The sequence below is a fragment of the Streptomyces sp. NPDC032721 genome (assembly GCF_055579625.1).
The window spans coordinates 153263-167878 of sequence record NZ_JBVIMX010000009.1 but is presented as its reverse complement, the minus strand read 5'-3'; the positions used below and the strand labels follow the sequence as shown (position 1 = coordinate 167878).

Here is a 14616-nt window from a genome sequence, read left to right as displayed (position 1 = left end):
CATGATCGCCAACCAACAGAAACTCGGCACCGGTTTCGGCGCCCTCACCACCGCCGACGACGTACTCACCGGAGTCGACCTGACCGGTCGGACGGCACTGGTCACCGGTGGCTACTCGGGTATCGGCCTGGAGACCACGCGCGCACTCTCCCGCGCCGGAGCTCATGTCGTGGTGCCCGCCCGCCGTCCGGACACCGCCGAAGCCGCACTCCTCGGCATCCCCGGGACCGAGGTCCGCCCCCTCGACCTGGCGGACCTGGAGAGCGTCCGAACCTTCTCCGCGGACTTCCTGGAATCCGGCCGCACCCTCGATCTGCTCATCAACAACGCGGGCATCATGGCCTGCCCGGAAACCCGCGTGGGCCCCTCCGACTGGGAGGCGCACTTCGCCGTCAACCACCTCGGCCACTTCGCGCTCGCCCATCGACTCCGCCCGGCACTCGCCGAAGGTGGTGCCCGTGTCGTCACGGTCACCTCGTCCGGGCACTTCCTCTCCGACGTCCGCTGGGCCGACATCCACTTCCGTACCGGCTACGACAGGTGGCTGGCCTACGCCCAGTCCAAGACCGCCAACGCGCTCTTCGCCCTGCACCTCGACACACTCGGCGCGGACAACGGCATCCGTGCCTTCGCCGTCCACCCGGGCAGCATCCTCACCCCGCTGCAACGCCACATCCCGCGCGAGGAATGGCGTACCCACGGTTGGATCACCGACGAAGGCCAACCCGCCCCCGGCTTCAAGACCCCGCAACAGGGAGCGGCAACCGCCCTCTGGGCAGCCACCTCACCGCTCCTCGACGACCACGGCGGCGCCTACTGCCAGGACTGCGATCTCGCCGAACCGGCCCGCTCCGACGACATGCTCGTCGGGGGCGTCAAGCCCTGGGCCACCGACCCCGCGTCCGCGGCCCGCCTCTGGGAACTCTCCAGCGAACTGACCGGCCTCAGCTCATTCTGAGCATGGAACGCGGATGTGTTGTCCGCGGACAACACATCCGACCCGCCCGAGCCAAGCTCCGCTGTTGTCCGCGGACAACGCTTCTGTTGTCCGCGGACAACGTTCCCGGTGTTGTCCGCGGACAACAAACTCGGCCTACCCGACCCGTCAGGTCACCGTGCCAAGTCGCTCACAAGGGCCACCGCCTCGTCCAGGCGGGCCAGTTCCGCGGGCGACAGGTGCGGGTCGGCCGCTCTCCTCACTCTCGCCCGGGCGAGGAAACCCGACTCCTCGGCGCCCAACTCGAAGGCGTTGTCCAGGTGTCCAAGGAGTACGGCCAGCATCGACCGGACTCCTGCCGCGATGCCCGTCTCCGCCGACGCCGGGTCGACGGCGACCTCGGCGAGGATGAGCGCCGACATCGCCCAGTCCAGTCCCGGCGGCCCCTCCGCCGTCGTGCACCAGTCGATGACCATCGGACCCTGGGGCGTGAGCATCACGTTCTCCGGGTGGAGATCGAGATGCAGGATGCGGTCCTCCGGGCGGTCGGCAGACAGGGCGGGCAGGGCGTGCAGTTGGTGCAGGAGCTTCGCCAGTGTCGCTGCCGCATCCGGTACGGAGATCTCGCCGTCGGCCAATGCCTGGCGCATCGTCTTGCCGTACAGCCGCTGCATCACCAGTCCGGTAGCCGGGTCGGCCGACTTGACCGCGGGTACCGGATACCCGTGGGCCGCGAGATGTGTCATCACGGCCGCCTCGCCGATGGCATCTCCTTCACCACGAAGGCGCCTGAGCACCCATGCCCCGTCGAGTGCGAACACCTCGGCGCTGCGGCCCGAACCCAGCAACTCGCCTATTTCCATGCGGTGAATGTATGTGCGGCCCACATGTGAGTCCAGGGTTCTAAGTGGCGGGGGAGCGGAGGAAAGCACGGTCCCGGGCCGCGATGGTGCCGACCGGAGCGGCGGCCCGAAGCAGGACGTCCAGGGCACGCTCGGGGTCGGAGGTGTACATGCCGCTCGCCCAGGCGGCATTGGCCTCGATCACCGCCCACCGACCGCCCGTCATCCCGATGTCCACCACGATCGCCGAGGGGAGCGTCCGTCCGCACTCCGCCAGCAGCTCCGCCCCGAAGGCCGCCGCGTCCTCGCTCAGCGGGCCGAGACTCAGCCGCCCGTCCTGCGCGTACCGGCTGCCGGTGTGGACCGTCCCGTCGAGCAGATACATCCGGTACTCGGCGGAGAACTCCACCACGTCGCTGACCAGAACCACGGTCGTCTCGGCATCCACCTCGTCCGGTCCCGGCAGCCGCGAACCGTCGGCGTAGACCATCGCCCGGATCTGCTTGTCGTTGGGCGACTTGACGAAAGCGGGCCGTCTGAGCCCGTACGCCTCACGGATCGGCATGGCCACGATGTCGCGCCCGGTCCAGGTGCGGGGGAGGAGTGCCAGCCAGTCCTCGGGCGCCTGGAGCAGTCCGATGCCCAGCACCGGGGCCACCACGTCCGCGAAACGGGGCCCAGCATGAAGATGCCCGGCCCGCAACTCGGCGGGCACGTCGAAGGTGGGAAGCCGCACCGTGGCCAGCCCCCGCGCCTGGGCGGTGTCGCGCATGGTCTGCGCCGATTCGGTGAGCCGGGGCGGCAGCACCAGAGTCCGTATGTCCATCGGGCAAGTATCACGGCCCTACGGAACGACGAAGGGGCGCGTCCCGGCATCGGCCTGGGACGCGCCCCTCACGGAGCTCACATATGGGTGTGCAATTCCTCGATGAGCTCGACCAGTTCATCGTCGGTCAGACCGGCCGCGAGGGAACGGGCCTGGTCCCTCGGAGTGCCACCGAGCTGCTGGACGAGCCCACGCGCCCCTGCATCGGGGGTACGGGCACCGGGGTTGTTGTCCGCGGACAACAACTCGGCCTCCTCCTCCGGCTGTTCCTGAACAACAGGCGCGGGCGCCACCGCCGGAGCAGGCGCAGGAGCGGGTGCAGATGCAGGTGCAGGTGCAGGAACGGGAGCGGGTGCAGGAGCCGCAACCGCCTCCGCCGCCCGCTGCGCCGGAGGCGTCTCCCGCACGGGAGCAGGAGCAGGAGCAGGAGCAGGAGCAGGAACCGAAGCAGGCGCAGGAGCAGCAGTCGCAGCAGCGGGCGCAGCCTCCATCTCCCGTACCGGCTCCGCCGTGTTGTTGTCCGCGGACAACAAATCCCGTTCCCCGCCGGTCTCTTCGGCCGCCAGCTCCTGCTTCGCCTGCTCGGCCAGTTCCTTGGCCTTGTCCCGGACCAGGTTCTCCCGGTCCCGCTGCTCCTTGAGGTACCCCAGGAGCTCCTGGCTCCCCAGCCCCGGCTGGTCCTTCAGCCGGCGGGCCAGCACCCGGCCGTCCCGCTCGGCGAGCGTGCCGTTGCTGAGCATCAGCTGGAGTTCCTCGGGGAGTTCGAGGAGGGAGAGCTGGTTGGTGACCCAAGAACGGTCGCGGCCCAGCCGCTTGGCCGCCCGCGCCCTGGCGCCGGTCGCGGATTCCTCGCTGCACACCAGCACCAGCTGCTGTACGCCCCGGGCGCGCTCGACGACGTCGAAGTCCTCCCGCTCCAGGTTCTCCTTCAGCAGGTGGTCTATGAACGCCTCTCGCGAGGCCGCCAGATCGTCCCGTACGACGAAGTCCAGGGAGTCAAGCCCGACGTGCGAGGCGCTGCGGTAGCGCCGCTCGCCGTTGATCAGGACGTACTGCGCGTCCCCGATCTGCGCCTCGTGCTGCGGCCAGACCTTCAGGTACGCGGCCCGGGAGATCGCGACGCACGCGGCCAGCTGGGTGTTCCGCAGCTCCTCGCCGAAGCGGGTGAGCTCCTCGTCCGAGCCGAAGTTGCGGCGCGGGTTGAGGGGGGTCGGGGCGACCTCTTCGAGGCGGATGCGGGAAAGCTCGTATGCCGGTACGTCGCCCTGGACGAGGGCCTTGGCCCGTCCACGGGCGCTCCGGCCGCGCGGAACGCCGCCGAAGGAGGAGCCGGTACCGAGGCGGTCGGCGACGCTCATGAGGTGATCCTCCGTGCGATGGTGCGCATGATGTCGGACTGCTCGCAGTCCGGGGCGTACGTGAGCAGCGGCTGCTTGAGGCGGACCGCCTCGCGCTGCTCCTTGCGCTCGGGCATGATGCCGATGACCGGCGGGTCGCCGATCGCCTTCCAGCTGTCCAGCGAGGAGGTGGCGATGTAGCCCTTGCGGCTGTCGTACATGTTGACGATGAAGCCGAGCATGGTGATCTCGACCTCCATGTCCGCCGTCAGGTCCTGGATCTGGTCGTAGAGCATGTCGTACGCGTCGGCGGAGGAGTCCTCGGCGAGGACCGGTACGAAGACCCCGGAGGTCTCCGGCTCGTCCTCCTCGCGAGTACGGCAGTAGTAGAGCGCGGTGTCCATGGAGTAGCCGAGGCTCGGCGGGCAGTCGACCACGATGTAGTCGAAGTCCTTCTCCAGCGGCTCCATCGCCTTCTCCAGAGCCGTCTCCTTGACCCGTACGAAACGGCTGGTGGCCAGCTTCGCGTCGAGCAGGAAGGCGTCCTTGCAGGCGGGCAGCAGGAAGAGCCGGCCCGCGAAGCCGTTCTCCTCTATTGAGACGAGGAGTTCGCGCAGCTCGCCCTTGGCCTCACCGAGCATGTGCTTGGCCAGGCTCGGCTCGTCGATGTCGAAGAGCTGGTAGCCGAGCTGCTTGGTGAGGTGGCCCTGCGGGTCGAAGTCGACGAGCAGGACGCGGTTTCCGGCCTCGGCGAGAGCCTGGGCGACACCGGACGAGGTCGACGTCTTGCCGACGCCGCCCTTCTGGTTGCCGAAGATGATGCGGCGCGCACCGCTGCGGCGGGCCGCCCTGCGGGGGGAGGGGTGAGCCCCGAGCCAGAGCCGGATCGCCTGCGCGAGACCCTGGTTGAAGGGGAGGCGGCGCTCCTTGCAGTCGTCCTTGAACTCCCCGTACAGACCGGCGGGAAGGTACGTCGAGAAGGAGCTGCCACCGGTGGTGTCGACGAGTGGCTGCTCGGACTTCTCCGAGCGCCACGCCTGGACGCCCTCGGTGACGGCATCCTTGATGTCGACGCCCAACTCGGCTGCTCTGACTTTGAGTTCCTGGCGCAGAGAGGCCGGGAGCTTCGCTACTACCTTTTCCCGGTCGTCCGGGGCGTATGGGACGGTCATGCGGTTACCTTACTCACCTCCGAGGGGGTTTTGGTGACATTGGGGCAAGCGAAGTGCCGCGTGTCGGCTGAGAGCGGCTGAGAACAGGGCAAATTGACGGGCGTGAGGGCTTACGGACATCAGGCCGCGCGGGCATCGAGCCGCGCGGACATCAAGCCACGCGGACATCAAGCCGCCCGAACGGTGCCAAGCCCTCGCTACGCCCCCGCCAGCAACATCCCGCCCATCGTCACCATGGTTGCCGCGACCACCCCGTCCAGCACCCGCCACGCCCTGGGCTTGGCCAGCAGTCCGCTCAGCAGCCGCGCCCCGTAGCCGAGCGCGACGAACCACGTCACGCTCGCCAGCACCGCACCCCCGCCGAACGCCCAGCGCAGCGAACCGTGGTCGCTCGCCACCGACCCGAGCAGCAGCACGGTGTCCAGGTACACGTGCGGGTTCAGCCAGGTCATCGCCAGGCAGGTCAGTACGGCGGCCTTGGCGGAACCGGAGGCCGCGCCACCGGCGGTGAGGGCCGCGTCGGGGGAGGGGCGCAGTACGCGCCGGGCGGCCAGCAGTCCGTAACAGATCAGGAAGACGCCGCCCGCGATGCCGACCGCCGTCAGTGCGGCGGGCCAGGCGGTGACGACCGCGCCCACGCCCGCCACCCCAAGCGCGATCAGCACCGCGTCGGACAGTGCGCAGATGGCGACCACCGCGAGCACCGCGTGCCGGTGCGCTCCCTGTCGCAGGACGAGGGCGTTCTGTGCGCCGATGGCGACGATGAGGGAGAGTCCGGTGCCGAAGCCCGCGAGTGCGGCCGCGACGACTGCTGAGGTGCCGTGTGTCATGCCTCCGACGCTAGGGAACGCGCCGTCTTCAGTACAGCTAAAGATTCTTACGTACCCTTAGCGCTCGTGATGGACGAACTTCCCCTGGACCAGGTGTATACGCTGCTCGCCGTCGTCGACGAGGGCACTTTCGACGCCGCCGCAGCCGCTCTGCACGTCACCCCGTCCGCAGTCAGCCAGCGCATCAAAGCCCTGGAGAAGCGCACCGGCCGGGTGCTCCTGATGCGTACGAAACCGGTGCGCCCGACGGAATCAGGGCAGGTCGTGGCACGTTTCGCCCGCCAGCTCGCGCTGCTGGAACAGGACGCGCGGGCCGAGCTCGGGCTCCCCGGCGAGCAGGACCCCAGGGCCGGGAAGGGCCCGGTTCCGGCCCGGCTTGCCATCGCCGTGAACGCCGACTCCCTCGCCACCTGGTTCCTGCCCGCCCTGACCCGGGTACCCCAGGACCCGCCCGTCTGCTTCGAGCTGCACCGCGAGGACGAGTCGCACACCACCGCACTGCTGCGCGAGGGCCAGGTGATGGCGGCGGTCACCTCGTCGCCCGACCCGGTGGCGGGCTGCACGGTACGGGCGCTGGGGCTGGCCCGGTACCTGCCGGTGGCGAGCCCGGAGTTCGAGCTGCGGTACCTGGGGGAGGGGCCGCTGGTGGACCGGCTGGCCGAGGCACCGGTGATCGTCTTCGACCGCAGGGACGAACTCCAGGACGGTTTCGTACGGTCCCTGGCCGACGACTCCGCGAGAGGGGCCGGGGCCCCGCGCGGCGCCGGGAACGTCCGGCACCACGTGCCCACCTCCGAGGGGTTCTGCGACGCGATCGTCGCGGGGCTCGGCTGGGGCGTCGTACCGGAAACGCAGGCGGTGCCGCTGCTGCGCGCGGGGGCGCTGTCACTGCTCCCGACCGACCGCACCGTGGACGTACCGCTGTTCTGGCAGCAGTGGAAGCTGGACTCGCCCGCGCTGGCAGCGGTCGCGCGTGAGGTCGCGGCGGCGGCAGCGGTGGAACTGATCGCGCCGCGCTGAGAACCGCCCCCGCCCGTCAGTCGGCGAAGCGCCGTACGTACCGCTTCTGCCAGGGCGTCTCGACCGCGCGCCGGTCGTAGTGCGCACGGACGAAGTCCACGGCCGTCCTCGCCGGTACGCCGTCCAGTACGGCGAGGCAGGCCAGGGCCGTCCCCGTCCGGCCACGCCCGCCCTCGCAGGCGAGCTCGACCCGGTCGGCGGTCGTACGTTCCCACGCCTCGGCCAGCAGCTCACGGGCCCGGCCGTGGTCGGCCGGCAGCCGGAAGTCGGGCCAGCGCAGCCACCGGGCCTCCCAGGGCACCTCGGGCGGCTGCTTGCCGAGGAGGTACACGGCGTACGTGGGCGGCGGCCCGTCGGGGAGCGGTCGGCGCAGTCCACGGCCACGGACCAGGCGTCCCGAGGGCAGGCGCAGTACTCCGGCGGCAGTGGCTTCCCAGGAGTCGGTCACGGGAGCACCCTAGATCGCGCCCGGGGCGGGCAGCGGTGGGAACGGGCCAAATCCAGGCCGGGAGAAGGGTGTTGAAGCCTGGCGGAGGACTGCCAGGGGCCGCTGGCGGGGGTCACTGGCGGGGTCACTGGCGGGGGAGTACCGCCCGCACCGTCTTCCCGCGCAGCCCGCTGCCCCGCCCCGCGCCCCGGTTGCCCGCCCGTCCCGGCAGCACCGTCACCTCCTCGGCCAGCAGCTCCACCAGGTGCCAGCCGAACCCGCCGCCACCACCTGCCGCATCAGGGGTGCGGGGACGGGGGCGTACCGAGCTGCGGTCGCCGACCGCGACGGTGAGGGTGTCGGGGGACGCGGACAGCGCGAGGGTGTACCGGCCGCCGCCGTGCCGCACCGCGTTGGTGACGAGTTCGGACACGACCAGGACGAGGGTGTCGGCCGTGTCCGGGCCCGGCGCGGGGGAGAGGCGGTCGGTGAAGGCACGTGCCGCCTTGCGAGCGCGAAGCACTCCGGCGGCGCCCCTGCCCCGGATCGTCCCGACGCCTGGATCCCCGGTGGGATCCGGAACGGCGCTCAGGCGCGGGGTCGGCGGGCCAGGCTGTGCGGTGTGCTCCGTGGTCAGCTGCTTGCTGTTCATGCGCGTACGCCCCAATCCATGATCGGTTGTACCGCCCTGAGGCAGGCGTATGCCCGATGCATCGGCTCCTAGACACCCCGAGCACATTGCGGATGCGAAATTCAGCTCGTACGAGTGACGGCTATGGGGCAAGCAAGGGTTGAGAGGGCCGAAGAGGGGAAGCCTGTAGATTTCTGGATCCTCGGCCGCCAGAAAAACTGTTGTGGCGGAGGTAGACATCGGGCAGTGGCAGGACTACATTCCATTGCGTAACCACGAAGTCGAGTGAGGCGCGGCGGACAACGACGCATTGCCGCGCGCATGCCGGTTCGAAGCAGGTTGTGGCACGGCAGTGGAACGGCGGGGCCGGGCAGTTCGAGGGTCCCGTGGTTGGTTGCCGGGTCGTGCGGTCCCAGGGGCCGCGAGCAGTTCGCAGGACGGCCGGCATGACCGAGTACCCAGAGGTTGCACCCGAGAGAAAGAGGTTCGCGCCATCAGGATCGCCCGGGCGAGGTGAAAGTCCGCCCGGGTACCGCAGGCCCCGGAACGGAAGGTGGTCCCACGGTCACGCATCCGCGATCCCCGCAGTCCGGCCCGTCACGGACGGAATGCGGAAATTCAGGACCGGCGCAGCACTAAGGCCGGTAGATGGTGTTGATTCCCTTGGGGCCCTGGTGCCGAACGGCGCTGGGGCCCCACTACGCGTTGATCCCCAACCGTGAAAGCAGTGAGGTGCCAGTGACAGTAGACAACCAGCACTCCCCGTTCCCCTCTTCGTCCCCCGCCCCTTCTCCGTCCCCTTTCCGGGACCGTTTCGACGACGACTATCCCGCCTACACGATGGGCCGGGCCGCCGAAATGATCGGGGCGACGCCCGCCTTCCTGCGGGCGATAGGAGAAGCGCGGCTGATCACCCCGCTGCGCTCCGAGGGCGGCCACCGGCGGTACTCCCGCTACCAGTTGCGTGTCGCGGCCCGCGCCCGCGAGCTGGTCGACCAGGGGACTCCGGTGGGCGCCGCGTGCCGCATCGTGATCCTGGAGGACCAGCTCGAAGAGGCCCTGCGCCTCAACAAGGAACTGCGCCGACCCACCTCCGGGGAACTCGCCGGAGGCTGACACAACGGGACTTGTCCGCACTTGGCCAGGAATTGGTCACGACTCGGACAGCCCATTTTTTCCTTCCTCCATCCTTTTCGATTTCCCGGTCCTTCAGTCCCTCCGTCCCTCTTCGGTCCCTCTTCCGTCCCTCGCCCGCACTCGCGGACAGCGACGGAATGCCGCAGAAAGCGATGGACCTGTACGCACGCGCAATGCCATCGTCTGAGCCCGTGACCCAGCAGCAGACACGGAACTCCCTGGCGGTGGCGCCTGCGTACAGCCCGACCCGGGGCCTCCTCGCGGAGGCCGCCCGGCGGCGCGGCATGGCCGTGGAGGTGCTGCCCGTCCGTCCCTCGGCAGTCGCCCCGGAGGGACGGACGGGCAGCCGGCACTACTACGGCGGCCCGAAGTACGCGGCCGGAGCCGGGGACGGTCTCGGTGTCGCACTGCTGGCACCCGACGACGGGTGGATGTGCGCGCTGCCCCACGAGTTCACCGGCCGCCGCCTCACCCTGTCCACGCTGGGGGAGGCACGGAAGCTGCCCGGCCCGCTGTTCGCCAAGCCGCCCACCGACAAGAGCTTCCCCGCCGCCGTGTACCCGGACGGCCGCGCCCTGCCCTCCGGCCCTCTGCTGCCTCCCGAACTGCCGGTGCAGGTCAGCGAGGTGGTCACCTGGGCCGCCGAGTTCCGGCTGTACGTCCTGGACGGCGAGGTCCGCACCGGCTCCCGGTACGCCACCTACGGGCTCCTCGACCCGGCACCCCTGTCCGGCGCCCGGCACCACGCCGACGCGGCCCTTGCCTTCGCACAGCGCCTCCTCGGCGCCCATTCGGCGGCTCTGCCGAGTGCGGTGGTCCTGGACGTCGGACTGCTGTCGACGGGCGAGTGGGCGGTCGTCGAGGCGAACATGGCGTGGTTCAGCAGCTGTTACGCGGCCGACCCGGACCGGGCCCTGGACGTGGTCCTGCGCGCGGCAGGACCACCGGACCGGGTGACCGGGGACGACAGGAGATTCCTATGACACCGACCCGCCCGGAAGACGCCCCCGGCCGCTACGGCAGGCTCCGAGTCCAGTTCGATCTCACCCCCGCACGGTGGATCCTCGACGCGCAGCCCGACGACGGACTGTTCGGCACCGTGGCCGGGATCTGCGCGCCCGGCTTCCCCGCGTACGCGCGCGTGCTGCACCCGGCAGAGCTCGACGGCCGCCCGGTCCGCTGGGACGCGGTGGCCGAGGCGTACCCGGCGTACCGCGAAGCCTTCGGAGCCGTCGGCGGGGAGACCTGGTGGTACCAGCTGGTCGGCGCGGACGCCCCCTACGAGGCCCCGGAGCAGGACGGACTGCCCGGCGTCTGGGACGAGATGGCCTGGGAAGGCCCGACACCGCCCTCTGTCGCCCGTCCCCTGGCCGCGGCGCTCGCGGAGCACACACGGACCCCTGAGCGGTGCTGGTACGGCCTCTGGCGCGGTTACGGGACGTACGACTGGCCCGAGGACGTGCCCGCCTTCGACACCCCGCACCGGGACCGCGTCCTGCTCGGCGGGACGCTGGCCGAAGTCACCTCGCCGTCGGAGGCCGGGCCCGGCAGCGTCCTTTGGCGCTGGACCGACTACATCGAGCTGCCCGACCTGTGGTGGCCCGAGGACCGGGCCTGGTGCGTCGGCAGCGACACGGACCTGAAGAGCACCTACGTCGGCGGCACCGAGGCCTGCATCAACGCACTCCTCGCCGCACCGGGCCTGGAGGTCCATCCGGTCGATCCCTCGTCCTGGGTCGGGTGACCCGCGACGGTCGGCCACTGGGCCGGCCGGAGGGAAAGGGACTGAAGAGACCCGGCAGAACACATGCGCGAGGGGCGGCTGTGCGTGCCCTTCCGCGACCACTTTCGTGGCGGGGACGGGACGGAGGGACTGGACTGAGCGTTTCGGTCCCTCCGTTCAGTCCCTCGATAAAAGCCCAGGTCAGAGGGGTGAAGGTAAATCTGATCAAGGGACTGAGGGACTGAAGGGACTCAACTTTGCAGTATCCATCCCAATTGTGTGCGCGTGTGTATGCGGACGCGTGTAGTAGACAGGTATAAGCCTGAAGCGCTGATAACTAGGAAATTCAGTCCCTTCAGTCCCTTTCAGGCCCTGTTACAGCGGGGCGCAACCCGCTGACCTGCGGGTTTACCGAGGGACTGAAGGGCAGGGACTGAACCGCACGGTCCCCGGTCCTTCCGTCCCTCGGTCCAGAAATACGGAGAAGAGCCCGACTTTCGGCCATCTGTACGGACCTGAACGGGACCACCGGCCCCGGGCCCGCCGTTGCCCGTGCGGGACTGCTTTGAGGCCCCTCCGAGCGCGCCGGCACGAAGACCGCTCGCCCGCCGACGGCCCAAAGGGACTCAAGGGACTGAAGAACTGATACAACGGCAGTTCCCCGCGGAGATTGCCGACCCTTGCGCTAGGCTCAGGACCTCATAGGAAAGTTCAGTCCCTTCAGTCCCTCATACAGGTACCCTCAGGGCGCTGACCAGCGCTTTTACTTGCAGGGACTGAACGCACCAGAACGCACGACCTCTGACCCCGACAAGGACGACCGCGTGCCGCGCCACGGTGAGACCAGTAGCCCCCTCCCGTCAGGGACCGTGCGGGCGCACGCCGTTGCACGCTGGTGCGCGGGCAACGGCTGGCCGGTGCACCCCCTGGCCCCCGGCCGGAAAACGCCCGCGGCCAACTGCACCGCCTGCCGGGAAGCCGGGCGCTGCCCGCAGGACTGCCCGTGCATCGGGGCGGGCCGCTGGTGCCACGGCTTCCGGGCCGCGACCACCGACCGGGCCCGGATCGACGCCTGGTGGGGCGCCCACCCGGCCATGGGCGTGGGTGTCGCCTGCGGGCCCGCGGACCTGGTCGTGCTCGACGTCGACGCGCACAGTGCCGAGGTCCCCGACCGCGCCCGGCTGCTGCCGGGCATCCCGATCCACCCGAGGGTCGACCTGACCGGGCTGGGTTCCGGCTTCGACACCCTCGCCCTGCTGGCCGCGTACCGGAAGCAGCCGGACCCGGCCCAGGACGCCACGACCCTCCGCGTACGCACCCCCTCGGGAGGTCTGCACATCTGGTACCGGAACACCCGTCCCGAGACCCGCTACCGCTCCTCCACCGGTTCGAGCCCCCGGGTCGCCCTCGCCTGGCAGGTCGACATCCGGGCCGACAACGGGTACATCGTCGCGCCCACCAACCGCACCCCGCAGGGCGGTTACGTACCGGTGGGCGAGGCCAGGATGCCCGCGCCGCTGCCGGACTGGCTGGCCGCCGAACTGACCCGTACCGGGCACACCACCGGGGACCCCGCGGGCACCACTGACGTCCAGAAAGCCACAGACGCCCCGTCAAGGCCCTTTGGTGTGCCCCACCCCCGTCTCCGCCCCCGACGTGCCCCCAGGGCCGCAGAACGGCTCCTGGAGCCTCTCCTGGCCGAGGTCGCGGCCTGTGCGGCCGTCCAGGAGGGCGCGAGCTTCACCGAGAAGCTCAACAGGGCCGCGTACACCGCGGGAGGTCTGGTGGCCGGCGGCCACCTCGCCGATCCGGTCGTACGCGAACTCCTGGCGCAGGCAGCGCAGGCGGCCCGCCCGCACCAGCCGCAGCGCAACACCACGATCATCGACTCCGCCCTTGCCGCAGGTGCCACCCGACCGCTTCACCCCCAAGGACGCCCATGAGCAGCGCCGAGAGCACGAGCTTCGACGCCACTGCCGCCGCTCAGCAGATGCTCGAATTCCCGGTCCCGGACCCGGATTTGGACACTGCGGGCCCCGGCACGGCACTTCCCGCCCAGCAGGTCACCGGACACGGACAGCCCCCCGGGCAGCACGCCCCGTCCGGGGCGGCCGTGGTGAACGAGCCGTACCACGACGAGCTCGGGATGCTCCCGAACATGCTCACCGACAGGGGCAACGCCAAGCTGTTCGCGCAGCTGTACGGCGACCAGTTCCGCCACGTCGAGGGGCTCGGCTGGTACTCCTGGGACCAGTACCGGTGGAAGCGCACCGGCGGTGAGAAGGCCGCGCTGTGGGCCGCCGGGGACATGGCCGAGCAGATGCCCGCGCAGGACCCGCGCGGCTTCTTCAGCGACCGCGAGCTCTACGCCCACCGCAAGCGCACCATGTCGACCCCCGGCATGAAGGCCCTGCTCACCCAGGCGAAGGCGTCCCCCGCGCTGACCCTGGACCCGGACGTCCTGGACGGCGACGCGTACGCCCTGTGCACCCCCGAGGGCGTCGTCGACCTGCACACCGGCGACATGCGCAAGCCCAGCCCGATCACCGACCGGCACTCCCGGGCCACCAGCGTGGCGCCCGAGAACATGCCGACGCCGCGCTGGCACAAGTTCCTCCGCGACACCTTCGGCGACGACGAAAAGGGCCTGGAGACCATCGGGTTCCTGCACCTGCTGCTCGGCTACTCGATCACCGGGGACGTCGGCGCGCAGGTCCTGCCGTTCCTCTTCGGCGCCGGTGCCAACGGCAAGTCGGTGCTGCTGGACGTGATGATCCAGATCCTGGGCGACTACGCCGACGCGGCGCCGCCCGGCTTCCTGATGGAGAAGGGCAAGTTCTCCGAGCACTCCACCGAGCTCACCGAACTGCACGGGCGGCGCATCATGGTCTGCTCCGAGCTCAAGCCCAACGACAAGTTCGACGAGTCCCGGGTCAAGCTGCTCACCGGCGGCGACCGCATCAAGGCCCGCCGGATGCGCCAGGACTACTTCTCGTTCGCCCCCACCCACAAGCTCTGGCTGCTCGGCAACCACCGCCCCGAGGTCGGCACCGGCGGCCACGCCTTCTGGCGCCGCATCCGGCTGATCCCCTTCGAACGGGTCGTGCCGAACAAGCACAAGATCGACAATCTGGCCTTCGAACTCGTGAGGGACGAAGGGCCCGGAATCCTCCACTGGCTCATCGAGGGCGCGATGAACTACCTGGAGACCCGGGATCCGCTCACCGGTCCGGATTCCGTACGGATGGCCACGGAAGCGTACGAATCCACGGAGGACCACATCGGCCGGTTCCTCAAGGAATGCTGCGTCAAGAGCCCGCCCTCCGCGAACGGCCACGACCGCCCCTCCGACCTCCGCGTGGAGCAGGGCGTGCTGTACGCCGCGTACGGCACCTGGTGCAACGCCAGCGAGGGAATCAGGCCCGCGACCTCGCGTTCCTTCGCCAGCCGCATCCGTCAGGAGCTCGGCCTGGCGTCGCCGAACGACATGATGAAGTCCAGCGGAAAGAAGTACTACCCGGGACTCGGCCTGCTCGCCGACGACGACGATCCGGCCGTTTTGGTTGCTTCGAACGGCCCGGTAATCACATGACGCCCATGCGTGCACTGTGCCGCAACAGCGGGCAGCCTTACGATGGGTACCGGGCCTCCGGGCACGCGCACCGACGGGGCCCGACGACAGGACCCGGCCAGGGGCCAGAAAACCAAGGCCTGAGCGTGGCCGGAAACAACGA

The 14616-nt window shown here is 70.0% G+C and carries 14 protein-coding genes; 7 read left to right on the top strand and 7 right to left on the bottom strand.

From position 1 onward, the window contains the following. Window position 1 precedes the first annotated feature (1 nt). Window positions 2-958 carry an SDR family NAD(P)-dependent oxidoreductase gene (locus ACZ5PB_RS20285; protein WP_468692939.1) on the top strand — a complete coding sequence of 319 codons (957 nt, stop codon included), beginning with the start codon at window positions 2-4 and terminating at the stop codon, window positions 956-958. Between the two features lie 152 nt (window positions 959-1110). On the opposite strand, the gene ACZ5PB_RS20280 is transcribed toward ACZ5PB_RS20285, so the two are convergent. The 5 genes from ACZ5PB_RS20280 to ACZ5PB_RS20260 all read right to left on the bottom strand — a co-directional run bounded on the left by ACZ5PB_RS20280 (window position 1111) and on the right by ACZ5PB_RS20260 (window position 5944). Beyond that, window positions 1111-1800 (bottom strand): phosphotransferase, encoded by a 690-nt coding sequence (locus ACZ5PB_RS20280; protein ID WP_468692937.1) that lies wholly within the window; start codon window positions 1798-1800, stop codon window positions 1111-1113. Window positions 1801-1840: 40 nt separating this feature from the next. Continuing rightward, complete coding sequence (locus ACZ5PB_RS20275; RefSeq protein ID WP_468692936.1) at window positions 1841-2605, bottom strand: ATP-grasp domain-containing protein; 765 nt, start codon at window positions 2603-2605, stop codon at window positions 1841-1843. A 77-nt stretch (window positions 2606-2682) separates the two neighbouring features. Continuing rightward, window positions 2683-3963 carry a ParB/RepB/Spo0J family partition protein gene (locus ACZ5PB_RS20270; RefSeq protein WP_468692934.1) on the bottom strand — a complete coding sequence of 427 codons (1281 nt, stop codon included), beginning with the start codon at window positions 3961-3963 and terminating at the stop codon, window positions 2683-2685. Then, window positions 3960-5114, bottom strand: coding sequence for a ParA family protein (locus ACZ5PB_RS20265; RefSeq protein ID WP_468692932.1), 1155 nt, complete (start codon window positions 5112-5114; stop codon window positions 3960-3962). Before ACZ5PB_RS20265 ends, ACZ5PB_RS20270 begins: the two co-directional genes overlap by 4 nt. A 197-nt stretch (window positions 5115-5311) precedes the next feature. Continuing rightward, entirely contained in the window at window positions 5312-5944 is a 633-nt protein-coding gene (locus ACZ5PB_RS20260; protein ID WP_468692931.1) for a LysE/ArgO family amino acid transporter, read from the bottom strand. A 69-nt stretch (window positions 5945-6013) separates the two neighbouring features. On the opposite strand from ACZ5PB_RS20260, the gene ACZ5PB_RS20255 reads away from it, so the two are divergent. Then, the gene (locus ACZ5PB_RS20255) at window positions 6014-6964 is read left to right on the top strand and encodes a LysR family transcriptional regulator ArgP (RefSeq protein WP_468693261.1); all 951 of its coding nucleotides are present in this window, start codon (window positions 6014-6016) and stop codon (window positions 6962-6964) included. Window positions 6965-6980: 16 nt separating this feature from the next. Here the strand turns inward: ACZ5PB_RS20255 and ACZ5PB_RS20250 are convergent, their stop codons facing one another. After that, window positions 6981-7412, bottom strand: a complete 432-nt coding sequence (locus ACZ5PB_RS20250) for a protein-tyrosine phosphatase family protein (RefSeq protein WP_468692929.1) — start codon at window positions 7410-7412, stop codon at window positions 6981-6983. Window positions 7413-7536: 124 nt separating this feature from the next. Continuing rightward, window positions 7537-8043, bottom strand: coding sequence for an ATP-binding protein (locus tag ACZ5PB_RS20245; protein ID WP_468692927.1), 507 nt, complete (start codon window positions 8041-8043; stop codon window positions 7537-7539). Window positions 8044-8760: 717 nt separating this feature from the next. Here ACZ5PB_RS20245 and ACZ5PB_RS20240 point away from each other — a divergent pair. The 5 genes from ACZ5PB_RS20240 (at window position 8761) to ACZ5PB_RS20220 (ending at window position 14474) form a co-directional block, all read left to right on the top strand. Continuing rightward, the gene (locus tag ACZ5PB_RS20240) at window positions 8761-9138 is read left to right on the top strand and encodes a MerR family transcriptional regulator (RefSeq protein WP_468692926.1); all 378 of its coding nucleotides are present in this window, start codon (window positions 8761-8763) and stop codon (window positions 9136-9138) included. A gap of 194 nt (window positions 9139-9332) precedes the next feature. Beyond that, on the top strand, window positions 9333-10142 hold the full coding sequence (locus tag ACZ5PB_RS20235; protein ID WP_468692924.1) for an ATP-grasp domain-containing protein: 810 nt from the start codon (window positions 9333-9335) through the stop codon (window positions 10140-10142). Continuing rightward, window positions 10139-10903: a hypothetical protein gene (locus ACZ5PB_RS20230; RefSeq protein ID WP_468692923.1), complete on the top strand. Its 765-nt coding sequence runs from the start codon at window positions 10139-10141 to the stop codon at window positions 10901-10903. Before ACZ5PB_RS20235 ends, ACZ5PB_RS20230 begins: the two co-directional genes overlap by 4 nt. 803 nt (window positions 10904-11706) lie before the next feature. Next, the gene (locus ACZ5PB_RS20225; protein ID WP_468692921.1) at window positions 11707-12825 is read left to right on the top strand and encodes a bifunctional DNA primase/polymerase; all 1119 of its coding nucleotides are present in this window, start codon (window positions 11707-11709) and stop codon (window positions 12823-12825) included. Continuing rightward, window positions 12822-14474, top strand: coding sequence for a DNA primase family protein (locus ACZ5PB_RS20220; RefSeq protein ID WP_468692920.1), 1653 nt, complete (start codon window positions 12822-12824; stop codon window positions 14472-14474). Before ACZ5PB_RS20225 ends, ACZ5PB_RS20220 begins: the two co-directional genes overlap by 4 nt. Window positions 14475-14616: the final 142 nt, after the last annotated feature.